Annotated in this window: 24 protein-coding genes; 12 read left to right on the top strand and 12 right to left on the bottom strand. The window is 50.3% G+C overall.

Translation table 11 applies throughout. The features are described 5' to 3' along the window. The first annotated feature begins 180 nt into the window (after nucleotides 1-180). Nucleotides 181-1,386, top strand: a complete 1,206-nt coding sequence (gene gltS / locus IMQ48_RS14535; protein WP_196209598.1) for a sodium/glutamate symporter — start codon at nucleotides 181-183, stop codon at nucleotides 1,384-1,386. A 41-nt stretch (nucleotides 1,387-1,427) separates the two neighbouring features. Here the strand turns inward: gltS and recG are convergent, their stop codons facing one another. From recG to gmk, 5 genes are read right to left on the bottom strand one after another with little or no spacing between them, the layout of a single operon-like run. Further along, nucleotides 1,428-3,509 (bottom strand): ATP-dependent DNA helicase RecG, encoded by a 2,082-nt coding sequence (recG, locus tag IMQ48_RS14530; protein ID WP_196209597.1) that lies wholly within the window; start codon nucleotides 3,507-3,509, stop codon nucleotides 1,428-1,430. A gap of 5 nt (nucleotides 3,510-3,514) precedes the next feature. Beyond that, nucleotides 3,515-4,204, bottom strand: coding sequence for a tRNA (guanosine(18)-2'-O)-methyltransferase TrmH (gene trmH, locus IMQ48_RS14525; protein ID WP_196209596.1), 690 nt, complete (start codon nucleotides 4,202-4,204; stop codon nucleotides 3,515-3,517). Nucleotides 4,205-4,208: 4 nt separating this feature from the next. Beyond that, on the bottom strand, nucleotides 4,209-6,323 hold the full coding sequence (gene spoT / locus IMQ48_RS14520) for a bifunctional GTP diphosphokinase/guanosine-3',5'-bis pyrophosphate 3'-pyrophosphohydrolase (RefSeq protein ID WP_196209595.1): 2,115 nt from the start codon (nucleotides 6,321-6,323) through the stop codon (nucleotides 4,209-4,211). A gap of 18 nt (nucleotides 6,324-6,341) precedes the next feature. Then, nucleotides 6,342-6,617, bottom strand: coding sequence for a DNA-directed RNA polymerase subunit omega (gene rpoZ, locus IMQ48_RS14515; RefSeq protein WP_002442542.1), 276 nt, complete (start codon nucleotides 6,615-6,617; stop codon nucleotides 6,342-6,344). Nucleotides 6,618-6,671: 54 nt separating this feature from the next. Beyond that, nucleotides 6,672-7,295, bottom strand: a complete 624-nt coding sequence (gmk, locus tag IMQ48_RS14510) for a guanylate kinase (protein WP_005122601.1) — start codon at nucleotides 7,293-7,295, stop codon at nucleotides 6,672-6,674. A gap of 261 nt (nucleotides 7,296-7,556) precedes the next feature. Here gmk and ligB point away from each other — a divergent pair, with 261 nt between their 5' ends. After that, nucleotides 7,557-9,236, top strand: a complete 1,680-nt coding sequence (gene ligB / locus IMQ48_RS14505; RefSeq protein ID WP_196209594.1) for an NAD-dependent DNA ligase LigB — start codon at nucleotides 7,557-7,559, stop codon at nucleotides 9,234-9,236. Here the strand turns inward: ligB and IMQ48_RS14500 are convergent. Together IMQ48_RS14500 and IMQ48_RS14495 are read right to left on the bottom strand one after the other, a co-directional pair. Continuing rightward, complete coding sequence (locus tag IMQ48_RS14500; RefSeq protein ID WP_096759068.1) at nucleotides 9,233-9,850, bottom strand: trimeric intracellular cation channel family protein; 618 nt, start codon at nucleotides 9,848-9,850, stop codon at nucleotides 9,233-9,235. The two genes, ligB and IMQ48_RS14500, sit on opposite strands and share 4 nt — an antisense overlap. Nucleotides 9,851-10,108: 258 nt before the next feature. Beyond that, a complete protein-coding gene (locus IMQ48_RS14495; RefSeq protein WP_096759071.1) occupies nucleotides 10,109-10,972 on the bottom strand; it encodes a YicC/YloC family endoribonuclease in 864 nt (287 codons plus the stop codon). Nucleotides 10,973-11,097: 125 nt separating this feature from the next. Here IMQ48_RS14495 and rph point away from each other — a divergent pair, with 125 nt between their 5' ends. Further along, nucleotides 11,098-11,814, top strand: a complete 717-nt coding sequence (gene rph / locus IMQ48_RS14490; protein ID WP_196209593.1) for a ribonuclease PH — start codon at nucleotides 11,098-11,100, stop codon at nucleotides 11,812-11,814. A 65-nt stretch (nucleotides 11,815-11,879) separates the two neighbouring features. Further along, nucleotides 11,880-12,521: an orotate phosphoribosyltransferase gene (gene pyrE / locus IMQ48_RS14485; protein ID WP_196209592.1), complete on the top strand. Its 642-nt coding sequence runs from the start codon at nucleotides 11,880-11,882 to the stop codon at nucleotides 12,519-12,521. Nucleotides 12,522-12,610: 89 nt separating this feature from the next. Here pyrE and slmA read toward each other — a convergent pair whose 3' ends face one another. The 3 genes from slmA to coaBC all read right to left on the bottom strand — a co-directional run bounded on the left by slmA (nucleotide 12,611) and on the right by coaBC (nucleotide 14,980). After that, complete coding sequence (gene slmA, locus IMQ48_RS14480) at nucleotides 12,611-13,207, bottom strand: nucleoid occlusion factor SlmA (RefSeq protein ID WP_196209591.1); 597 nt, start codon at nucleotides 13,205-13,207, stop codon at nucleotides 12,611-12,613. A gap of 116 nt (nucleotides 13,208-13,323) precedes the next feature. Further along, nucleotides 13,324-13,782, bottom strand: coding sequence for a dUTP diphosphatase (gene dut, locus IMQ48_RS14475; protein ID WP_003827259.1), 459 nt, complete (start codon nucleotides 13,780-13,782; stop codon nucleotides 13,324-13,326). Next, entirely contained in the window at nucleotides 13,760-14,980 is a 1,221-nt protein-coding gene (gene coaBC, locus IMQ48_RS14470; protein ID WP_196209613.1) for a bifunctional phosphopantothenoylcysteine decarboxylase/phosphopantothenate--cysteine ligase CoaBC, read from the bottom strand. Before coaBC ends, dut begins: the two co-directional genes overlap by 23 nt. A gap of 168 nt (nucleotides 14,981-15,148) precedes the next feature. Between coaBC and radC the strand changes: the two genes are divergently transcribed. The 4 genes from radC to mutM all read left to right on the top strand — a co-directional run bounded on the left by radC (nucleotide 15,149) and on the right by mutM (nucleotide 17,422). Further along, nucleotides 15,149-15,814, top strand: a complete 666-nt coding sequence (radC, locus tag IMQ48_RS14465; protein WP_196209590.1) for a DNA repair protein RadC — start codon at nucleotides 15,149-15,151, stop codon at nucleotides 15,812-15,814. Between the two features lie 275 nt (nucleotides 15,815-16,089). Next, a complete protein-coding gene (gene rpmB / locus IMQ48_RS14460) occupies nucleotides 16,090-16,326 on the top strand; it encodes a 50S ribosomal protein L28 (RefSeq protein WP_003024071.1) in 237 nt (78 codons plus the stop codon). A 20-nt stretch (nucleotides 16,327-16,346) separates the two neighbouring features. Then, complete coding sequence (rpmG, locus tag IMQ48_RS14455; RefSeq protein ID WP_003024094.1) at nucleotides 16,347-16,514, top strand: 50S ribosomal protein L33; 168 nt, start codon at nucleotides 16,347-16,349, stop codon at nucleotides 16,512-16,514. Between the two features lie 98 nt (nucleotides 16,515-16,612). Continuing rightward, nucleotides 16,613-17,422, top strand: coding sequence for a bifunctional DNA-formamidopyrimidine glycosylase/DNA-(apurinic or apyrimidinic site) lyase (mutM, locus tag IMQ48_RS14450; protein WP_196209589.1), 810 nt, complete (start codon nucleotides 16,613-16,615; stop codon nucleotides 17,420-17,422). Between the two features lie 14 nt (nucleotides 17,423-17,436). Here the strand turns inward: mutM and coaD are convergent, their stop codons facing one another. Beyond that, complete coding sequence (gene coaD / locus IMQ48_RS14445; protein ID WP_196209588.1) at nucleotides 17,437-17,916, bottom strand: pantetheine-phosphate adenylyltransferase; 480 nt, start codon at nucleotides 17,914-17,916, stop codon at nucleotides 17,437-17,439. Between the two features lie 8 nt (nucleotides 17,917-17,924). Next, entirely contained in the window at nucleotides 17,925-19,202 is a 1,278-nt protein-coding gene (gene waaA, locus IMQ48_RS14440) for a lipid IV(A) 3-deoxy-D-manno-octulosonic acid transferase (protein ID WP_196209587.1), read from the bottom strand. 424 nt (nucleotides 19,203-19,626) lie between these two features. On the opposite strand from waaA, the gene IMQ48_RS14435 reads away from it, so the two are divergent. The 4 genes from IMQ48_RS14435 to IMQ48_RS14420 are packed head-to-tail and all read left to right on the top strand — an operon-like array spanning nucleotide 19,627 to nucleotide 23,650. Then, a complete protein-coding gene (locus tag IMQ48_RS14435; RefSeq protein ID WP_196209586.1) occupies nucleotides 19,627-20,751 on the top strand; it encodes a glycosyltransferase family 4 protein in 1,125 nt (374 codons plus the stop codon). Further along, the gene (rfaP, locus tag IMQ48_RS14430; RefSeq protein WP_196209585.1) at nucleotides 20,744-21,541 is read left to right on the top strand and encodes a lipopolysaccharide core heptose(I) kinase RfaP; all 798 of its coding nucleotides are present in this window, start codon (nucleotides 20,744-20,746) and stop codon (nucleotides 21,539-21,541) included. The genes IMQ48_RS14435 and rfaP overlap by 8 nt, the downstream gene beginning before the upstream one ends. Before the next feature lie 30 nt (nucleotides 21,542-21,571). Next, the gene (locus tag IMQ48_RS14425) at nucleotides 21,572-22,591 is read left to right on the top strand and encodes a glycosyltransferase (RefSeq protein WP_196209584.1); all 1,020 of its coding nucleotides are present in this window, start codon (nucleotides 21,572-21,574) and stop codon (nucleotides 22,589-22,591) included. Nucleotides 22,592-22,639: 48 nt separating this feature from the next. Further along, nucleotides 22,640-23,650, top strand: a complete 1,011-nt coding sequence (locus tag IMQ48_RS14420; protein WP_196209583.1) for a glycosyltransferase — start codon at nucleotides 22,640-22,642, stop codon at nucleotides 23,648-23,650. Nucleotides 23,651-23,675: the final 25 nt, after the last annotated feature.

The following is a 23,675-nucleotide window of genomic DNA, read 5'->3' as shown; positions in this document are numbered from 1 at the left end:
AACAGAAAAGCAAACGTTTGCTAGCAGGTATTCTTAATATTTAAAACCGATGAACTCACCTTTTTATATAACTTTTTGTCATTTTCTGCTTAAAATCCACCCCGAAAACCTAAAAAGACCTAAAAATCGATCTGGAATACATCGTGCGTGATTGTGCTAAACGCACTAATGGAGCTGTCTATGTTTTACCTCGATACGTTATCTACATTGGTTGCGGCAACGCTGGTGTTACTGCTGGGACGTAAGCTCGTCCAATCTGTTCCCTTCCTGAAGAAATACACGATTCCTGAACCCGTTGCGGGTGGTTTACTGGTGGCGATCGCACTGCTGGTACTGAAAAAAAGCATGGGCTGGGAAGTTAATTTCGATATGACGCTGCGTGACCCGCTGATGCTGGCGTTCTTTGCCACTATCGGCCTGAACGCCAATATTGCCAGTTTGCGTGCCGGTGGCCGCGTGGTGGGCATCTTTCTGATTGTGGTGGTGGGTTTGCTGTTGATGCAAAACGCCATTGGGATCGGCATGGCGAGCCTGCTGGGTCTTGACCCACTGATGGGACTGATTGCCGGTTCGATTACGCTTTCCGGTGGACACGGAACGGGTGCGGCGTGGAGTAAGCTGTTTATTGAACGCTACGGTTTCACCAATGCCACAGAAGTGGCGATGGCATGCGCAACGTTTGGCCTGGTGCTGGGTGGGTTGATTGGTGGTCCGGTCGCGCGATACCTGGTGAAGCACTCCACCACGCCGGATGGTATGCCGGACGATCAGGCCGTACCAACTGCGTTTGAAAAACCGGATGTTGGGCGCATGATCACCTCGCTGGTGCTGATTGAAACTATCGCGCTGATCGCTATCTGTTTGACGGTGGGCAAAATCGTTGCGCAATTGCTGGTGGGCACGGTGCTGGAACTGCCGACCTTTGTTTGCGTGCTGTTTGTTGGGGTGATCCTCAGCAATGGTCTGGCATTAATGGGGTTTTATCGCGTGTTTGAACGCGCGGTTTCCGTGCTGGGCAACGTGAGCCTGTCGCTGTTCCTGGCGATGGCACTGATGAGCCTGAAGCTGTGGGAACTGGCTTCGCTGGCGCTGCCAATGCTGGCGATCCTGGTTGTGCAAACGATCTTCATGGCGCTGTACGCCATATTTGTCACCTGGCGCATGATGGGCAAGAACTATGATGCTGCCGTGCTGGCAGCCGGGCACTGCGGTTTTGGCCTTGGCGCAACGCCGACGGCGATTGCCAACATGCAGGCGATTACCGAGCGCTTTGGCCCATCGCATACTGCATTTTTAGTCGTGCCGATGGTAGGGGCGTTCTTTATCGATATCGTCAACGCGCTGGTGATTAAGTTATATCTTCTGTTGCCCATTTTTGCGCAATAAAGACCGTGCGGCGGTGTAACAACCGCCGCTGCTATTTATCATTACGCGTTGGAATAGCGTTCAGTTTCCGGCATCCAGCGCTCTATCAGCGCAACTGCCTGTTGCGGGTAACGTTCGTGAATATGACGGGCAATGCGCTGAACTTCTGGAATAATTGCCTGATCGCGCAGCAGGTCTGCCACTTTAAATTCTGCCGTACCCGTCTGACGGGTCCCCAGCAGCTCGCCGGGACCACGGATCTCCAAATCTTTTTGCGCAATCACAAATCCGTCGTTGCTGTCTCGCAGGACCTGCAGACGTTTCTGCGCGGTTTTTGACAGCGGTGATTTGTAGAGCAGTACACAGTGGGAAGCTACTGCGCCACGACCGACGCGGCCGCGCAGCTGGTGCAGTTGGGCCAGACCTAAACGTTCCGGGTTTTCGATAATCATCAGGCTGGCATTGGGGACGTCCACGCCCACTTCAATCACCGTGGTGGCGATCAGCAGATGCAGTTCTCCCTGCTTGAAAGCGGCCATCACCGACTGCTTCTCGGCGGGCTTCATGCGTCCGTGTACCAGGCCAATATTGAGTTCCGGCAGGGCGAGTTTCAGCTCTTCCCACGTGGCTTCTGCCGCCTGGGCTTCTAACAAGTCAGACTCTTCAATTAGTGTGCAGACCCAGTATGCCTGGCGTCCTTCATGGGTACAGGCGTTGCGTACGCGGTCAATAATATCGCTACGGCGGGTATCCGGGATGGCGACGGTGGTGACCGGTGTACGACCCGGCGGGAGTTCGTCTATCACCGAGGTGTCGAGATCGGCGTAGGCGGTCATCGCCAGCGTGCGTGGGATCGGCGTGGCGGTCATGATTAGCTGATGCGGGTGAAAACCCTGCTGCTGACCTTTTTCCCACAGCGCCAGACGTTGATGAACGCCAAAGCGGTGCTGTTCGTCGATAATCACCAGGGCCAGGCCGTTGAACTGGACCTGCTCCTGAAAAATCGCGTGAGTACCGACAATCATCTGTACCTGTCCGCTGGCAATGGCCTCCTGCTGGGCAAGACGCGCTTTACCCTTCTGCTTACCGGCCAGCCAGCCGACTTCAATGCCAAGCGGGGCAAACCAGGTACGGAAGTTATTCGCATGCTGTTCGGCCAGCAGCTCGGTTGGTGCCATTAGTGCAACCTGCTTGCCGTGGGCGATGGCTCGCAGTGCTGCGAGTGCGGCGACCAGGGTTTTGCCGGAGCCGACATCACCCTGTACCAGACGCATCATCGGGACATCCAGTGCCATGTCGCGCTCGATCTCGGCCACCACGCGGGCCTGCGCACCGGTAGGTTTAAACGGTAACGCAGCCAGCAGCTGGTTTTTCAGCGTATCGTTGGCGCTCAGCGGCTGGGCATGAAAACGCTGCGCCCCGGCGCGTAATGCCAGCATGCTGAGGTTATGGGCTAACAGTTCTTCAAGGATCAGGCGTCGCTGCGCCGGATGTTGCCCGGTTTCGAGATCGCTAAGCTGTAATGATGGCGGCGGACGGTGCAGCGTGCGCAGCGCTTCCGGCAGGCTCATCATGCCCTGTAACAGTTCAGGAGGCAGCAGTTCAGCAATGGCGCAAGTATCGAGTAAATCCAGCGCCTGATCGGTGAGTTTACGCAGCGTTGCCTGCTTAACCCCTTCTGTGGTTGGGTAAACTGGTGTGAGTGTTTCCTGCAGTTCCGGGGTGCTGAGATCGCCTTGTACACGGTATTCCGGGTGGATCATCTCTGCCCCGTATTTTCCGCGTTTGGCTTCACCATAGGCCAGCACTCGTCGACCCGTCGCCAGGCTATTTTTCATTGCCGCGCTGAAGTTAAAAAAGCGCATAGTCAGGATGCCGGAACCGTCGCTTATCTGGCAGGTCATCATTCGCCGACCGCCGAAGGTGACAGTGCAGTTCAGCACTTCGCCTTCTACGGTGGCGTATACGCCCGGCATAAGCTCGCCAATCGGGTACAGATGTGTACGGTCTTCGTAACGCAGAGGAAGATGTAAGAGGAGATCCTGAACGGTGTGTAAGCCGATTTTAGCCAGTTTACTGCTTTGCGCTGCGCCAACGCCCGTCAGGGAATTGAGTGGAATGGCATCCAGTAAACGGCCTTTCATCGTGTTTATCTCGCTGACTGCATAGTGGTCCACCACGCGGCGTCGGCTTCAATTTCGCCCTGCGTATTGACGTGGGGGTAAGGGAGACCTTTGCGCTTTGCCACGTTGGCTAGCACCGGATAACCCCCTTCGAAAAGCAGGCGCTGCTGCTCGTCTTCCGGCAGCATGCTGTTTTCTCTTCGGTACATTCCGGCGTTTTGCCGTTGGCGCTGAGCCTCATACAGAATGAGTGCGGAAGCGACCGAGACATTCAATGACTGTACCATGCCGGTCATAGGAATGATGATGTCCTGATCCGCAAGGTCTAACGCTTCCTGGGTGATGCCGGTTTTTTCCTGACCCATCAGGATGCAGGTTGGTCGTGTGTAATCAATATCGCGGAAATCAACGGCCTTATCAGAGAGATGCGTTGCCAGAACCTGCATACCCTGGTTTTTTAAATGGGTGACCGCATCGCCAATAGTCGGGTGGGTCTTCACCTGCACCCAACTGTTACTGCCTGCCGCAGAAGAGGCCATGGTGCGTATACGGCTACCCGGCCAGACGGCGTGGACTTCGTGCACGCCGACTGCGTCTGCAGTACGAATGATCGCAGAAACGTTATGAGGTTTATGGACCTGCTCCATGCAGACAGTCAGATCGGGCTGACGCCGCGTGAGCATCTCGCAAATGCGCTCATAGCGTTTTGAGTTCATATCTCTAGTTTCGGTTGCGGGTGACTTTAATCACGTCCGGCATGACGCGGATTTTGCGCATGATATTCGCCAGATGCACACGATCGCGGGCGGTCAAGCGGATAAAGGCGCTGTATACGCGACCGTCTTTTTCTTCCGTATTCAGGCTTTGAATGTTGGAGGTGGTCGTGTTGATTGCCGCCGTCAGGTTAGCCAGAGCGCCCTGGTGGTTAAACATCTCCACCTTGATCTCAGTGATAAATTCCTGCTCTGTTTCTTTGTCCCATTCCACAGCCATAAACTTCTCTGGCTCTTTCTGGTAACCACGGATGTTACGGCAGGATTCATGGTGGATAACCAGACCCTTACCCGGACTGACGTGGGCAATGATTGGATCGCCAGGAAGCGGACGACAGCATTTTGCAAAGGTGATCAATACACCGTCAGCGCCTTTGATAGGCAGATGCCCGTGGCCGGACTGTGCAGGAACGTTCGCTGATGCGTCACCCTGTTGGAGGTTTTTTGCCACCACTACGCTCATGGCGTTACCCAAGCCGATTTCTGCGAGAAGATCGTCAAGCGTAGCGAGCTTCATGCGCTCAAGCTCACGCTGGATGCTTTCCTGCGGGATCTCGGCCAGTTTACGGCTGCCGCCTAAGGCATGGTTAAGCAGACGACGCCCCAGACTGACGGAATCATCGCGCTTGAGATTTTTCAACAGCTGGCGAATTTTGGCGCGCGCTTTCGAACTGACGACAAAGTTGAGCCACGCTGCATTCGGACGCGCGCCCGGTGCAGTAATGATTTCAACGGTCTGACCGCTGGAAAGCGACTGCGAAAGCGGATAAGGCTGTCTGTCGACGCGCGCACCAACGCAGGCATGGCCGATGTCGGTATGCACGGCGTAAGCGAAGTCGACAGGTGTTGCACCGGCAGGCAGCTCAACAATGCGCCCTTCCGGTGTGAAAACATAAATCTCATCCGGGAAGAGATCAGATTTGACGCTTTCGATAAATTCAAATGAGCTACCGGCACTCTGCTGCAGTTCCAGCAGGCTTTGCATCCAGCGCTGAGCGCGGATTTGTGCTGTGGTGCTGCTCTCACCGCCGTGCTCTTTATAAGCCCAGTGTGCAGCAACCCCCATCTCCGCCATTTGGTCCATGTCTTCAGTACGAATTTGTACTTCAACCGGAACTCCGTGCGGGCCGATCATCGAGGTGTGCAAAGACTGATATCCGTTCGCTTTCGGAATGGCAATATAGTCTTTCACGCGACCAGGGCGAGGTTTGTACAGGCTGTGCATCTGGCCTAGTACGCGATAACAGGTATCGGCGTCATGGACGATAACGCGAAACGCGTAGATATCCATGATCGAGTGAAAACGCTGCTCTTTGAGCACCATTTTGCAGTAGATTGAGTACAGGTGTTTCTCGCGACCGCTTACGCGACACGGAATGCCTGCTTCCTGCAAACGCCCTTCGATTTCCGAGAGGATTTTTTGAATCATCTCTTTGCGGTTGCCGCGCGCGGCTTTAACCACTTCTTTAATCACGCGATAGCGGTTCGGGTATAGCGCTTCAAAACCCAGCTCTTCCAGCTCGGTTTTAATGTGATGAATACCTAAACGGTGTGCCAGCGGACTGTAGATTTCGAGGGTTTCACGGGCAATACGTCGACGTTTGTCCGGGCGTAATGAGCCCAGTGTGCGCATATTGTGGGTACGGTCGGCAAGTTTGATGAGAATGACGCGGATATCCTGCACCATCGCCATAATCATCTTGCGAAAGTTTTCGGCCTGCGCCTCTTTCTTATCGCGAAACTTAAGCTTATCAAGCTTAGAGACCCCTTCAACCAGTTCTGCAACGCTTTTACCAAAAAGCTGTTCCATGTCCTGGTAGGTCGCAGGGGTATCTTCAATCACGTCATGCAGCAGCGCAGCCATCAACGTTTCATAGTCGAGTTTCATCTCGGCCAGAATGCAGGCTACTGCTACCGGGTGCGTGATATAGGGTTCACCGCTTGAACGTGTCTGGCCCTCGTGAGCGTCACGTGCAACGAGATACGCCTGCCGAAGACGCTTAATCTGGTCTTCAGGCAGGTAGTTTTGAATCAGTTGATTCAGGCTTTCAAACAGATACAAGGGCGACCCGCTTTGTGATTAACGACGACCTTCAGCAATTGCGGTAACGGCTTGTAATTCAGCGGCTTCCTGCTCTTGCTGTTCCTGGCGCTCACGCACGTCGAGGATCTGGTTGTTGATCAGACCTTCTTCGATTTCGCGCAGCGCGATTACGGTAGTTTTATCGTTTTCTTCCGGTACAAGCGGATCCTTTCCGCCAGTCTGCATCTGACGAGCGCGACGCGCGGCGACCAGTACCAGGTCAAAACGGTTACCAATTTTCTCTACAGCGTCCTGAACAGTTACGCGTGCCATACTTAAAATGCTCCACAGGTGAAGAAATGACTGGGCATGATACTGAATGTGGGTTCAGTCTGCCAACAGTTTGCTGATTAAAGCGTCATGACGCTGCTTTTGGCGGCTCATGCGCAGACGTTCGGCGCGAATGATCGTTTTCAAATCGCCCAGGGCAGTATCGAAATCATCATTTACGATCAGATAATCATATTCGGCGTAATGGCTCATTTCTGCAACAGCTTGCGCCATACGTTTTGCGATCACTTCTTCGCTATCCTGACCACGGCCGCGTAGGCGACGGTCCAGTTCAATCTTAGAAGGCGGCAAAATAAAAATACTGCGTGCATGCGGCATTTTTTCACGAATTTGCTGCGCACCTTGCCAGTCGATATCTAAAAAGACATCTACGCCCGATGCCAGTACTTGCTCAATTGCCTCACGCGAGGTGCCGTAGTAATTGCCGAATACCTCTGCGTGTTCCAGAAACGCATCTCTGCCAATCATGGTTCTGAATTCATCATGGTTCACAAAGAAATAGTGTTCACCATGCACTTCCCCTGGACGCGGCGCGCGCGTGGTGTGCGAAACAGAAACCTGGGTGTCATACAACGGTTGGGTCTTTAATAAAGCCTGAATCAGGCTGGATTTACCCGCGCCACTGGGGGCTGAAACAATATAAAGCGTGCCTTGAGCCATGAGTATCTTATGTATGTGATTGTCGAAAGAGAGCCTACATACGGGCTTATTATACACGTAGCCGCTATACGACGTAGCCCTTGTCACACTTTTTGCGCAGGATTATTGCGTTTTGCGTATCTTTTTCCCGTTTTTTCGGCGAGTTGCTGCAACAAGTAAAAATGTCCGGAAAGCATCACGCACGATGGTTTTTTACCACTCTGATTCTTTGCCGCTTCACGCTATACCTGCCACGTAATGCAACGTACGGCGGAGGTAGTGATGGCAATAGGGAAATACATGGTGCTGGTTTTGCTGGTATGGCATTTACCCGTATGGGCGGTGTGCCCAGTCTGGTCGCCGGCCAGGGCACACGAGGAAATTTCACGACTACGACAGCAGATATCGCAGTGGGATGTCAGTTATTGGCAACAAGGCGTCAGTGCCGTAGATGACGGTGTTTATGACCAGCTCAATGCGCAATTAAGGCAATGGCAGCACTGTTTTGGTGAGGATGCTCAAGTAGAACTGTCTGCTCCACCGATTAATGGGACGATATCGCATCCTGTTCCCCACACCGGTGTCCGTAAACTTGCAGATAAGCCAGCTGTGCAGCAATGGTTACGTAACCGCAGTGATGTATGGGTACAACCGAAGGTTGACGGGGTTGCGGTGACGCTAATTTATCGGGATGGTAATCTTGTCAGGGCAATTAGTCGCGGAAATGGACTTAAAGGAGAAGACTGGACCCAGAAGGTTCGCCGGATCCCTTCCATACCGCAAACCACCAAAGGTCTGCTGGCGAACAGTACTTTGCAGGGCGAGATATTTTTACAGCAAGAGGGCCATATCCAGCAAAAGAATGGCGGAATGAATGCCCGCTCGAAGGTGGCAGGAATGCTGATGCGTCAGGATAATCCAGAGTCATTACACTCCCTGGCCGTTTTCATCTGGGCCTGGCCTGATGGCCCGGAGGCGATGCCGGAAAGACTCAGGCTGCTCGCTGATGCGGGGTTCGGTTTTACGCAACACTATACTCAGCCTGTGAATAATGCAGATGAGGTCGAACGAGCCCGTACACATTGGTGGACTTCCGAATTGCCTTTCGTGACAGATGGCGTGGTGGTACGCGTGGGAAAAGAGCCGCCAGCGCGAAACTGGTTACCCGGACAGGGGGATTGGTTGGTGGCCTGGAAATATCTTCCTGTCGCTCGTGTGTCACAGGTCACGGGTATTCAGTTTTCTGTTGGTAAAAGTGGGAAAATTGCCGTGGTCGCTTTACTGGCTCCCGTCATGCTGGATGATAAACGGGTGCAGCGCGTTAATGTCGGTTCTGTACGGCGCTGGAACGAATGGGACATCGCCCCAGGTGATCATCTCCTGATAAGCCTGGCCGGACAGGGCATTCCCCGCATCGATGAGGTTGTCTGGCGCGGCACTCAACGTACTAAACCTACGCCCCCAGAGGGGCACTTCAATTCATTGACCTGTTTTTATGCCACGCCTGAGTGCCAGCAACAGTTTGTTGCCCGACTGGTCTGGCTGAGCGCAAAAGAGGTGCTGGATCTTGAGGGCATCGGCGAGGCGGGATGGCGGGAACTCCATCAGGTGTATCGCTTTGAACATATCTTTTCCTGGCTGGCATTAACCCCGGAACAGTTACAGTCCGTGCTTGGCATAAGCAAGGGAGAAAAGCTGTGGCATCAGTTCAATCTGTCACGCCAGCGTCCTTTTACTCGCTGGTTAAGCGCCATGGGCATACCGTTAACACAGGTAACGCTAAACGCCAGTCGCGAGAGTTCCTGGCGGCAATTACAGGCGTGTGATGAGAGCCATTGGCGCCAACTTCCCTCCACGGGGGAGCGTCGTGCCAGACTGGTGATTCAATGGCGGGATAATCAGCAAGTCAACGCGCTGAGCAACTGGTTAGCCGCTCAGCGCGTTACCGGATTTATGCCTTAATGGCCTTCATGGTGATAATAAAACACCGGCAGCCCTAGCTTCAGGCGCAGCGCCAATAATCGCGCGGTAAAACCGAATAGCAGGGTGGAGATAACGACCACATCGTGGTTGGAAACATAATGTTGAAGCACGATGTACAGCACGGCAGCGGCAAATGACACCCCGGCATACAGTTCTTTCTGGAACACCAGCGGAATACGTTTGCAGAACATGTCGCGCAATACGCCACCAAAGACACCGGTGGTGACTGCTGCTACAACGGCAATGATTGGTCCATGTCCCATATCAAGTGCCACCTGTGCGCCGATAATTGAGAACACCACCAGGCCTAGTGCATCCAGTACGAGGAAAATCTTGCGCAGGTAGGGCATGACGGGAGCAATAATCGTGGTCAGCACCGCCGCAGTCGCCACGATAATGACGTACTCGGGGTGTTTCACCCAGCCGAGAGGGTAATGGCCGAGAAGAATGTCACGGACGGACCCGCCGCCAATGGCTGTCGCGGTGGCAATAATAATAACGCCAAATGTATCCATGCGACGACGGCCAGCCGCCAGTGCACCCGTCATGGCTTCAGCAGTGATGCCAATTAAGTATAAAACGTGTAACAGCATGTATTCCCCCTGATTTCTGGGGGCTAAGGTTAGCGATTTGTGCGCGTTGTCACGATTGAGATTTTCTAAGGTGAAACGATTTTAATAAATTTGGCTTATGCAAATTAGGTAAAAATACCAGATGATATGCACTTTCTATGACCATCGCTGATCATAAATGATGAGAAAATATAATCCGAAATTGCGGTAAAAGAGGCAGGCGGCTGAAAAATACACGTAGCACCGTCGATTATCGACGCGCTACGTGAGGGGGATGACTTATTCGATGTTCTGAATCTGCTCGCGCATTTGCTCGATCAATACCTTCAGCTCAATGGCTGAGTTAGTCACTTCGGCATTGATGGATTTAGAGGCGAGGGTGTTCGACTCACGGTTGAATTCCTGCATCATAAAGTCCAGACGACGGCCGACCGCCTCTTTTTTCTTCAGGATGTTGTAGGTTTCTTTAACGTGGGCTTCCAGACGATCTAATTCTTCTGCGACATCGATGCGCTGTGCCATCAGCACCAGCTCTTGTTCAAGACGGTTATTTTCCAGCTGAACCTGTGCATCTTCCAGTTTGGCAACCAGACGTTCACGCTGCCACTGCAGGATTTCCGGCATATGCGCGCGGACTTTCGCCACTTCGGTGCTGACACCTTCCAGACGTTGTTCGATCAACGCTTTTAGCGCCTGGCCTTCGGTTTCACGTGCGACAATAAAGTCATCCAGCGTGCCATCGAGTGCGGCAAGGATCTCTGCGGCAATAGCGTCCAGGTCTTGCTCCTGGGCGGCCATGACACCCGGCCAGCGCAGGATATCAACCGGATTAATTTCGCCTTCGTCGCTCTGCATCTTGACCCAGTTTGCAGCGGTGACAAGCTGTTTAGCGAGCTTTTCATTCAGAAGCAGTTCACCTTGCGCGCTGGCATCAGGTTCAAAACGCAGCGTACATTCGATTTTACCGCGAGTCAGACGCGTGCGGATGCGTTCGCGTACAACAGGCTCAAGACTACGGAACTGTTCCGGCAGACGAAAATAGGTTTCCAGATAACGCTGGTTTACCGAGCGCATTTCCCAGGTAGCGCTACCCCATTCACCCTTGATTTCACGCCGGGCGTAGGCGGTCATGCTGCGGATCATAGACGTTCCTGTTTTTAAAGATGAGATGGGAGGATTATAGCCATCCATGTCTTGTCAGGATAGGAATAACCGTCGGAACTCCGTATAATGCGCAGCCACATTCGTTTCAAGCCGGAGATTTTATCATGCGTCCAGCAGGTCGTAGTGCCAACCAGGTGCGTCCCGTCACCCTGACCCGTAATTATACAAAACACGCTGAAGGCTCCGTGCTGGTCGAATTTGGTGATACCAAAGTGCTGTGTACCGCCTCTATTGATGAAGGTGTACCTCGCTTTCTGAAAGGCCAGGGCCAGGGCTGGATCACCGCAGAATATGGCATGCTGCCGCGCGCCACCCATACCCGTAACGCTCGCGAAGCGGCGAAAGGTAAGCAGGGTGGCCGTACCATGGAAATTCAACGTCTGATCGCGCGCGCGCTGCGTGCCGCCGTTGATCTGAAGACGCTCGGCGAATTCACCATCACCCTAGACTGTGATGTGATTCAGGCGGACGGCGGTACCCGTACTGCATCAATTACCGGCGCTTGTGTTGCGCTGGCTGATGCGCTGAACAAACTGGTCGCCAGCGGTAAGCTGAAAACCAACCCAATGAAAGGGATGGTTGCTGCGGTGTCCGTGGGTATTGTAAATGGCGAAGCGCTTTGCGATCTGGAGTATGTTGAAGACTCTGCGGCAGAAACTGACATGAACGTGGTGATGACCGAAGACGGTCGCATGATTGAAGTTCAGGGCACCGCGGAAGGCGAGCCGTTCAGCCATGAAGAACTTCTCACCCTACTGGCGCTGGCCCGAGGGGGCATTGAATCCATCATAACGACGCAGAAGGCGGCGTTAGAAAATTGATTTTAAAGGCGACTGATGAGTCGCCTTTTTTTTGTCTGTTATAAAGTGAGATGAGGAGCGAATCCATGAAACCGTATCAGCGCCAGTTTATTGAGTTTGCGCTTAGCAAGCAGGTACTAAAGTTCGGCGAGTTTACGCTGAAATCCGGGCGTAAGAGCCCCTATTTCTTCAACGCTGGACTGTTTAATACCGGGCGTGACCTGGCACTGTTAGGCCGTTTTTATGCCGAAGCGCTGGTGGATTCCGGTATTGAATTCGATTTACTGTTTGGCCCGGCGTACAAAGGTATTCCTATTGCCACGACGACCGCCGTTGCGCTGGCAGAACACCACGATAAGGACTTGCCGTACTGCTTTAACCGTAAAGAGGCGAAGACCCACGGCGAAGGCGGTAACCTGGTTGGTAGCGCATTGCAGGGCCGTGTGATGCTGGTTGATGATGTGATCACCGCCGGTACGGCGATTCGTGAGTCGATGGAGATAATCCAGGCGAATGGCGCGACGCTAGCTGGGGTACTGATTTCTCTCGATCGTCAGGAACGGGGTCGTGGTGAGATTTCCGCTATCCAGGAAGTGGAGCGTGATTATGGTTGCAAGGTCATTTCAATCATTACCCTGAAAGACCTGATTGCGTATCTGGAAGAGAAGCCGGAGATGGCGGTGTATCTGGCCGCTGTGCGGGCGTATCGCGAAGCGTACGGCGTATAATAAGAGCTGTCGGATGGTGCTGCACTTATCCGGCCTACGCACTTTCTGTAGACCCGGTGAGCGTAGCAGCGCCACCGGGTAATCAGCGATTACTGCAATTGTGCGACTATCAGCGGCCAGCGAACGTCAAAATCATCCGTTGGGCGGTATTTAAATTCACTACGGACAAAACGAGACAGCATACCTTCGCAGAAAGCCAGTAACTGGCTGGCCAGCAGCGTTTCATCCATGGCGTAACCTTCGCCTTCACGCATTCTTTTTTCTCGCAGAACCTGGCGCAATTGAGCCTCGATGCGCTCAAATAGCTGGTTAATGCGGCCCTGCAGACGGTCTTGCTCAAACATCAGTGCGTGACCAGTAAGAATGCGTGTCAGGCCGGGGTTACGTTCACCGAACCCTAAAATCAGCAACACGATCAGACGCAGGCGTGCGCCGGTGTCTTTTTCATCTTTCAAAATCAGATTGATACGGGTAATCAGACTATCTTCGATAAACTCAATCAGGCTATCGAACATGCGGGTCTTGCTGGGAAAATGGCGATACAATGCCGCTTCGGAAACGCCAACAGAGGCTGCCAGTTTTGCTGTCGTAATGCGTTGGCTTCCATCGCTGGATTCCAGCATCAGCGCCAGAGACTGAAGTATTTCTTCGCGACGATTCCTTTTCGCAGTTTGCTTTTCTACCATGTTACAAAATACCCCTGAAAATAAGCACTTGCCAGGCAGGCATCCACACAGCGACCGCAAACAACTGTTTGCGGTATGTTATTGCGTTATTACGCTGTGGGATACTTCTCTACGGGTTACTTGCGCCCGGAATGGCCGAAGCCGCCTTCGCCACGATCGGTGGCTTCAAATTCTTCCACCAGATTAAATTCAGCCTGCACAACCGGTACAAAGACCATCTGTGCAATACGCTCACCCGGTTCGATAGTGAAGCTGTCCTGGCCACGGTTCCAGACAGATACCATCAGTTGGCCTTGATAGTCGGAGTCAATTAAACCGACCAGGTTACCGAGTACGATACCGTGCTTATGGCCCAACCCGGAGCGTGGAAGCATCACTGCCGCCAATGACGGATCGGCAATATGAATGGCTAACCCGGTTGGCACCAGCGTCGTCGCGCCCGGAGCCAGTTCTACGGCGTCATCAAGGCAGGCGCGCAGGTCAAGTCCGGCAGAGCCAGAAGTGGCGTACGTCGGAAGCGGAAATTGTTGCCCTACGCGTGGGTCCAGAATCTTAACGTCGATTTTTTTCATCATAACGGGTCACGATCTCGTCGAGTAATAATTGGCCCAGGAGTTCTTTACGCTCAAGCGGTAAGACTTTATCTCCATCCTGCCAGAAAAGGTGTAATGCGTTGCTGTCGCTGTTAAATCCCTGAGTAGACAGCGAAACATCGTTTGCACAAATTACATCAAGGTTTTTGCGGATACGTTTTTGCCGGGCGTATTCTTCCACATTATTTGTTTCGGCGGCAAATCCAACGACAAAGGGACGATTAGCATTCAGTGCGGCAACACCAGCAATAATATCCGGGTTTTTGACCATTTTTACTGTTAATTCATCACCCTGCGTTGCCTGTTTTTTGATTTTTTCATGGGCTACGGTTTCAGCGCGATAATCAGCGACGGCGGCACAGCCGATAAAAATATGCTGCTTCTGCACTGCTGATTGCACGGCGGCTTCCATTTCCAACGCTGTCATCACATCAACACGCTGTACAAAAGGCGGCGTGGATAATGACACGGGACCTGACACCAGCGTGACGTTAGCGCCGCGTTTTGCGGCGGCAGCGGCGATGGCGAAGCCCATCTTCCCGGAACTGTGGTTAGAAATGTAGCGCACCGGATCAAGCGGCTCGCGAGTTGGGCCAGCCGTAATCATGATGTTGAGATGTTGCAGGGAGTTGACAGGCGAAAAATGCTCCGCCGCCATATCCACAATGGTTAACGGATCCAGCATCCGGCCAGGGCCAACATCGCCACAGGCCTGGCTGCCGCTGTCGGGGCCCCAGATGAGCAAGCCACGTGATGCGAGAACGCCAATATTGTGCTGTGTTGCGGCGGCGCGGTACATCTGCTGGTTCATGGCCGGTAAGACGGCAACAGGCGCAGGCGTTGCCAGGCAGATCGTGGATACCAGATCGTTGGCCATGCCTGCGGCAATGCGTGCAATCAGATCTGCCGTGGCAGGTGCCAGGATAACCAAATCGGCCCATTTCCCCAGTTCAATATGGCCCATCGCGGCTTCTGCTGCGGGGTCAAGCAGGCTGTCGGAAACGGGATAGCCCGAAACCGCCTGTAGGCTCAGGGGCGTAATAAACGCTTTTGCCGCCTCGGTCATTGCCACGCGGACATCTGCGCCACGCTCCCGTAAACGGCGTACCAGCTCGGGCGTTTTGTATGCAGCAATGCCGCCACTGACGCCAAGTACGATTTTTTTACCGGCCAGGCTCATCATGATCTTTCCTGTTGGGTTTCACCAGAAGTCGGACATTTTATCACAATCCGCAATGAGACGTGCTTTTGCCGGGAATCACTTTGCGAGGCGTCACGAAGAAGTGAAAACAGTACGTCGCTTCGCTGCTGGCGTTATGCAACCATCTGGAATTAAAGGAGGGGAAACATGGAAGATACAGAATATTCAATGCCCCGGGAAAAAATGATGGCGTTAGGGGTTGAATCGCTTACAGATGTTGAGCTACTGGCACTTTTTTTACGTACCGGATCGCGGGGAATGGGTGTTCTGACGCTGGCGAAAGAGATACTGCAACATTTTGGTTCTCTTTATGGCCTGTTATCGGCTGATTACATGGATTTTAGCCAGGTTCAAGGCATTGGTGTAGCGAAGTATACCCAGCTAAAAGGCATTGCCGAACTGGCAAAACGTTACTACAACGTACGAGTGATGGAAGAACGTTCGCTACTGAGTCCGGAAATGACGCGTGAGTTTCTGCAAAGCCAACTCTCGCAAGAGGAAAGGGAGATCTTTTTGGTGATCTTTCTTGATGCTCAGCACCGAGTGATTAAACACAGTACTCTTTTTTCCGGCACGCTCAGTCATGTAGAGGTGCACCCGCGAGAAATTGTCCGTGAGGCGATAAAAATGAATGCGTCGGCGGTGATCCTTGCGCATAATCACCCTTCGGGGTGTGCAGAGCCGAGCAAAGCAGATAAACTTATCACCGAGCGTGTTGTGAAATGCTGTCAGTTCATGGATGTCCGGGTGCTTGATCATCTAGTAATTGGGCGCGGAGAGTACGTTTCTTTTGCGGAACGTGGTTGGATTTAACGCACTTTACGCGATCCATCGGGATCTTTGTCTGTTCGGGACTTGAGCACATCGCTGACTCAGCGTATACTACGCCACCTTTGAGAATCTCGGGTTTGGCATTTGGGCCTGGCAATCGAGAGTTCGCAAATATACGAAATCATTCATTCGGTATCCAACGTTGATGCAGTATGAAAGATTGAGTGTATTGAACTGCGATAACCGGGCTGAGAAGCCTGACGAGGCGCCAATACCCCATACGAAGCTCGAGCTAATTTGATTTTTGGAGAATAGACATGTCCCGAGTCTGCCAAGTTACTGGCAAGCGTCCGGTGACCGGTAACAACCGTTCCCACGCACTGAACGCGACTAAACGCCGTTTCCTGCCTAACCTGCACTCTCACCGTTTTTGGGTTGAGAGCGAGAAGCGTTTTGTCACCCTGCGTGTATCTGCTAAAGGTATGCGTGTTATTGATAAGAAAGGCATCGAAACAGTTCTGTCTGAACTGCGTGCCCGTGGCGAAAAGTACTAAGTACTAAGAGGAAATAAATCATGGCTAAAGGTATTCGTGAGAAAATCAAGCTGGTTTCTTCTGCTGGTACTGGTCACTTCTACACCACCACGAAGAACAAGCGTACTAAGCCGGAAAAACTGGAACTGAAAAAATTCGATCCAGTTGTCCGTCAGCACGTTTTATACAAAGAAGCGAAAATCAAATAATTTTCGCTTTGATGTAAAGAAAAACCCTGCCTCGGCGGGGTTTTTTGTTTTCTGGCCGTCCCCATATTAATGAGACCTGATACACCGCCGGAGATGCTATGCCTGAATTACCTGAAGTCGAAACCAGTCGCCGTGGTATTGAGCCGCATCTGGTAGGGGCAACGATTCTGCACGCCATAGTGCGTAATGGCCGTCTGCGCTGGCCGGTATCAGAAGAAATCTATCGTCTTAGTGATAAGCCTGTGCTTAGCGTACAGCGTCGCGCGAAATATCTACTGTTAGAGCTAACGGATGGCTGGATTATCATTCATCTGGGCATGTCTGGCAGTTTACGTATCCTTCCTGAAGAGCGCCCGGCAGAAAAGCATGATCATGTGGATTTGGTGATGAGCAATGGCAAAGTCTTGCGCTATACCGATCCCCGGCGGTTTGGGGCCTGGCTATGGACCAAAGAACTGGCGGGACACAATGTTCTCGCGCATCTTGGCCCGGAGCCGCTGAGTGACGATTTTAATGCCAGCTATCTCCAGCAGAAATGCGCGAAGAAGAAAACAGCGATTAAACCCTGGCTGATGGACAACAAGCTGGTGGTGGGCGTGGGCAACATCTATGCCAGCGAGTCGCTGTTCGCGGCTGGTATCCATCCTGACCGTCTGGCATCGTCGCTGTCGGCATCTGAGTGTGAACTGTTGGTGCGCGTCATCAAGGCTGTTTTACTGCGTTCTATCGAGCAGGGTGGGACGACGCTGAAGGATTTTCTGCAAAGTGACGGCAAGCCGGGCTATTTTGCCCAAGAGTTGCAAGTCTATGGGCGAGAAGGCGAACCTTGCCGTGCATGCGGTGCGCCAATCGTTGCGACTAAGCACGCCCAGCGCACGACGTTCTACTGCCGTCGCTGTCAGAAGTAGGGTAGATAACGCGTTTACTTCAGTTTGGCCATTAACGCCAGGTGAACGTTCACCGGTAAAAAGTGGGTCACGTCTCCCTGATGACGGGCGACTTCTTTAACCAGCGATGATGAGATAAATGACCACTCTTTGGAAGGCATCAAAAAGACGCTTTCCAGCTGCGGCATCAGGTGGCGATTCATGTGTGCCAGCTGCATTTCATACTCGAAATCTGCCACCGCACGCAGGCCTCGAATGAGAATGTTCGCCTGCTTATCGCGGGCAAAGTTTGCCATCAAATCGCTAAATCCCAGCACTTCGACATTGCCGAGATGCGCTGTTGCCTGTTGTGCGAGCTCAACGCGCTCTTCAAGCGTAAACATCGGTTTTTTGCTGGGGCTTGCGGCAATCGCCAGGATAACGTGATCAAACATTTGCGTAGCGCGTGTCACGATATCAAGATGGCCGTTAGTAATGGGATCGAAGGTTCCTGGATAAATCGCCCGTTTTTGCATGACAACCCTCAATGCGTTTTGTGTGGCAGGTAAGGTTCCAGCAGCTGCAGCAGACGCTGGAGCGCGCCCTGGTTTTGATACAGGACTTCAACCGCATGACGACCATAGAAATTACGATAATCTGCATCGGTCAGCAACGACGAGATCTCTTTCACTAACGTGGTGGCGTCGGTGACGGTGATCAATCCACTTGCCTGCTCAAGACGGGCACAAATATCTTTAAAATTAAAGGTATGTGGCCCCATCAGCACCGGAATAGCGTGCGCTGCAGCTTCTAATGGGTTATGACCCCCACGTTCAACCAGAGAACCGCCGACGAAAGCCAGGTCAGCAATGCCGTACAGCAGCATTAACTCACCCATCGTATCACCGATAACCACCTGAGTACCTGATGACGGGACTTCTCCCGAGGACCGAGTGGTATAGCTTAGCCCAGCCTGGCGTACGAGATTAATGGCATCCGGAAAACGTTCCGGATGTCTGGGGACCAGAATCAGTAACAGATTCGGGAACTGATTTAATAATGCCTGGTGTGCGGCGATGATAATGCTTTCTTCACCGTCGTGCGTGCTGGTTGCAATCCATACCGGGCGATGTGGCGCCCACTGGCGACGTAGCGTGATCGCTTTCGCGGCCAGTTGAGGGGTAACGGAAATATCAAATTTTAGACTGCCGGTGACGGTTACTTGATTACTCTTTGCTCCAAGCGTAATAAAGCGTGCGCCATCTTCTTCGTTTTGTGCAGCAATCAGTGTAATGCGACGTAGCAATCTGCCAACAAATTTACCCAGTTTCGCGTAGCCTGCGGCCGAGCGGGCCGAAAGACGGGCGTTGGCAATAACCAGAGGAATATGACGTTTGTGAAGTGCTGCAATCAGATTCGGCCACAGCTCAGTTTCCATGATTAACACCAGTTTGGGGTCAATTTTATTCAGGAAACGGTTGAGAGCATCTGGTAAATCGTAAGGTAAATAGACATGCTGAACGTCAGCGCCAAACGCAGACTGGACGCGTTCTGAGCCAGTTGGCGTCATGGTCGTAACGGTGATTGGCAAGTCAGGGTAACGGTGTCGTAGGGCGCGCACTAATGGGATTGCCGCCAGCGTTTCGCCCACGGAAACAGAGTGAAGCATGATGCCGCCTGGTTTCAGCGGACGACGGTAAAAACCGTAGCGTTCACCCCAGCGTTTACGGTAGGCCGGAGCCTTACGCCCGCGCACCCAAAGCCGTATCCAGATCAAGGGCTGAATAAGGTAGAAAAGGGCGGTGTAAAGCAATTCGAGCATAATAGTGGCTAACCTAGGGATGTGCTGGGGATTCTATGTATTTAGCTGTGGCTTTACCATCATTTTTATCCAGGTTGTGCCAAAACGCGTGTGTTGGCAAGGCACTGTTTTCGCAAGTGGCCTTTTCAAAAAAACACTTATTTCCAATTTTATGGCTTAACTTCTCGTGCGATATGACTATTTCGTTGACGTTGGGTTGATTTTATATATTTGTTTTTTATATATAATTTAATTTTTCTGTTCAAAAAACATTCGGTTCGGATTGAGTGATAATCAATGATATACTACTGCGCAATTTCTGGTAGTTGGCAGCCATCAACGCTTTGAAGCATGTGGAGTAATCTTTGGGTCGTGCAATCAAAGATTACAGCCTTCTTGTGTATAGGGCTTGGTATGCCTGGCGACGCGATGCGGATATTAATGCATGATCATTGCTTTTTGTTTGTATAAGTATTTTCCTTATGGTGGATTACAGCGTGATTTTCTGCGGATTGCGCAGACGGTCGCTGCACGTGGGCATCATGTTCAGGTTTTTACCCAGCAATGGCAGGGGGAGCGTCCTGAAGACCTGGAAATTATACTCGTTCCAGTCACATCCAGAACCAACCATGGGAAAAATGAGCAATACCATCAATGGGTGCAACAGTATTTGAGCCAGCACCCTGTTGATCGTGTTGTTGGTTTCAATAAAATGCCCGGGCTGGATGTGTATTATGCAGCCGATGTCTGCTATGCCGAAAAAGTTGCCCGTGAAAAAGGTTTTTTTTACAAGCTGATGCGCCGGTATCGGCATTATGCCTCGTATGAAAAGGCTGTATTTCAGCAAGGTTCTCACACCACGCTACTGATGTTGACCAACAAACAAATTGGCGATTTTAAACGTCATTATCATACCGAGAATCCACGTTTTCGCATTTTACCACCGGGTATTTACCCTGACCGAAAGTATAGCCAGCAGCCTGAAAACAGTAGACAGATTGTCAGGGAAAAAAATGATATTGGTCTCGAGCAGTTCTTCCTTCTGCAGGTAGGTTCAGATTTCAAACGTAAGGGAGTGCCGAGAACGTTGCAGGCACTGGCGTCATTACCTGAACCCCTACGCCAACGTACGCGGCTGATGGTGGTTGGTCAGGATAAAGCCGATCGTTACCGTGCTCAGGCTCGCCAACTTGGTATTGAGAAACAAGTACAGTTTTTCTCCGGTCGAGATGACATTGCTGAATTGATGTCCGCAGCGGACTTATTGCTACACCCTGCCGTTCAGGAAGCTGCTGGTATTGTATTGCTAGAGGCCGTGGTTGCAGGATTGCCGGTGTTAACCACAGAGGTATGCGGATATGCTGACTATATCAATGCTGCCCAATGTGGTGTAGTTATTCCAGAACCGTTTGTGCAGAACCATTTGAATACAGCGCTTTTCGATGCGTTGCAAAACAATGAACAACGAAGTTGCTGGGCCTGCAATGCTCGGCATTTTGCTGATACAGAAGATCTCTACAGCCTGGCTGACAGGGCTGCAGATATCATTTTAGGTTTTAAGAATGATTGAATTAAAAGAACCCTTTGCCACGCAGTGGCAGGGAAAAGACCCGTTCACAGAAGTCACTAAATTGGATGGTGAGGTCTTTCGTGCGTTAGAAACGCGGCGTACCCTGCGTTTTGAGATGATGGGTAAAGGGTATTTTCTTAAATATCATCATGGAACCACGCTCAAAGAAGTGGTGAAAAACCTGATTTCGTTACGTATACCTGTGCTGGGCGCCGATCGAGAGTGGTTTGCTATTCACCGTTTAAAAGAGCTGAATGTGGATACCATGACCGGTGTGGCATTTGGACAGAAAGGGCTTAATCCATTAGAGCGCACATCATTTATTATCACTGAAGATCTTTCTCCTGCTATTAGCCTTGAAGATTATTGTGCCAATTGGGCTATGGAATGTCCTGATTTTGTATTAAAACGGACCATTATCAACCGCGTGGCAGAAATGGTGGGTAAAATGCATCGTGGTGGAGTGAACCATCGAGATTGCTATATCTGTCATTTCCTGCTCCAACAACCGATGCCTGCAAATATTGCAGATATCAAACTCTCGGTGATTGATCTGCATCGTGCGCAAATTCGTCAGCAGGTACCACGCCGTTGGCGGGATAAGGATTTGATTGGACTCTATTTCTCATCACTTGAGATCGGGCTGACATCGAGAGATATCTACCGTTTTTTACGTGTCTATTTCGCCATGCCATTACGCGAAATCTTCCGTCAGGAAGTTAAGTTGTTTGAGCAAGCGGTTACGAAAGCGCAAAAAATAAAGCAAAGAACAATAAGAAAAGCGCTGTAGGATACATATGAATTTTGAGGCTATTTTATTATGAATATTGATTTCCAGAAAGTGATCATTCAAAAACATGTGATTGACAGTTCTACGCACGAGAAAAGTAAACAATTAAATATTGCGTACGGTGTTGATCGTAACTTTTTATTCGGTTCTGGTATATCAATGACTTCAGTGTTAGTGAATAATCCTGATATTGATATCCACTTCTATATAGCAACGGACTATGTAGATGATGACTATCTGGAAAGTGTACAACGGCTGACGCAAATGTACAGTACGACGGTGACGGTTCTGGTTTTCGATAATACCGCATTTCGCAAACTACCGAGCACCAAAGCCTGGACTTATGCAATGTACTACCGTTATTTTGCATTTGAGTATTTAAGCAGTGAACTCAGTTCAGTATTGTACCTTGATGCCGATGTGGTTTGCAAAGGTTCTTTGCGAGAACTTACGGATGTTAATTTCTGTGGAGAATATGCCGCTGTCATTAATGATATTGATGAAGTGCGTATTAAATCCGGAGAGAGACTCGGTATACCAGAACTGAGTAATGGATATTTCAATTCAGGTGTGGTGTTTGCAAATCTGGATGTCTGGCGAGAGAAGCAACTTCTGTTGACGGCATTCTCTATTCTGAGGGAACGCCAGAAGGATCTGCTTTATTTTGATCAAGATGTATTAAATATACTATTTGTCGGAAATGTAATATTCCTAAGACGTGATTTTAACTGTATTTACGGTGTAGATCAGGAATTAAAAAATAAGAATGATAAGATTTACCAGAATTACATTAATGATAGTACGGTATTAATTCATTATGTCGGTGTAACAAAACCATGGCATACATGGGCTAAATATCCGGTTTCTAAATTTTTTATTGATGCTTATGAGAAGTCGCCATGGGCAGAAAAATCTCTACTGAATGCAAATACAGCAAAACTATATAAGCGTAAATCTCGACATGAAAAAATACAACGAAAATATATTCGTTCAATTCTTAGTCATGTTATGTACATCAAAAGTAAATTACATAATGCACGGTCACACTAGTTAGTTGTGCAAATAATCATCGGAAAGCATATTAAAAAGGTGTAGTACATGAATTTTGATTGTCATCAGTCTATCAAAGATACTATTGAGATCTTTGGTGCTCCAGCAAATCAAAACCTACAGCTCAATATCGCATGGGGGGTTGATAAGAACTTTATGTTTGGGGCTGCGGTCTCTATGTCGTCCGTTTTACTGCATAATCAAGATATCAATATTCATTTTCATCTTTTTACTGACTATATTGATTCGGATTATCAGCAAAGGCTAGAACAACTGGCAAAGCAGTTTTCAACGAATATAACTGTTTATGTTATGAATGCTGAAGGATTAAAGGTCCTACCATGCGGAAATGCCTGGTCTTATGCGACCTACTTTAGATTTATTGCATTTGAATATCTTAGTGAAAAGATTAACAGTCTTCTTTATATTGATGCCGATGTGGTATGTAAAGGTTCGCTGGTTGAGTTAACAAAGATTCAGTTTGATCATTATGTTGCTGCGGTTATCCAGGATGTCGATGATAGTCGTTCATATGCAGCGAGTCGACTTAACATTCCTGAATTTAATGGTCAATACTTTAATGCCGGTGTTATTTTTGCTAATTTAATAGAGTGGAAAGAACAACAATTTTTTGCTAAGGCATTTTCTATTTTGCTAGATAAAACAAAGAAATTTTCATTTCTTGACCAAGATGTTTTGAATATTATGTTTTTAGGAAAAACAATTTTTCTATCTAGAATCTACGATGCAATATATGGTATTAAACAAGAATTAAAGAGTAAGGATATCTCTAGATATAAAGAATATATTATGGATGATACTATTCTTATTCATTATGTTGGCGTAACAAAACCATGGAACTCTTGGGCAAACTATCCTTCGGCACAGTACTTTGTTGAAGCGTGGAAGGCTTCACCATGGGCGGATGTTCCGTTGTTGCCAGCCAGAACGCCAAAGCAATATAAAAAGAAATCACGGCATGAACGGCTGCAAGGAAAATATTGTGCTTCAGTAATTAGCTATATCGGCTATTTACGTGAAAAGTTAAAAACTAAGTAAAAAAAACTCCCGAAAGGGAGTCTTT

The organism is Citrobacter sp. Res13-Sevr-PEB04-36, from assembly GCF_015672735.1.
GTDB lineage: Bacteria > Pseudomonadota > Gammaproteobacteria > Enterobacterales > Enterobacteriaceae > Citrobacter.
This window is presented reverse-complemented; position numbering and strand designations above follow the sequence as displayed.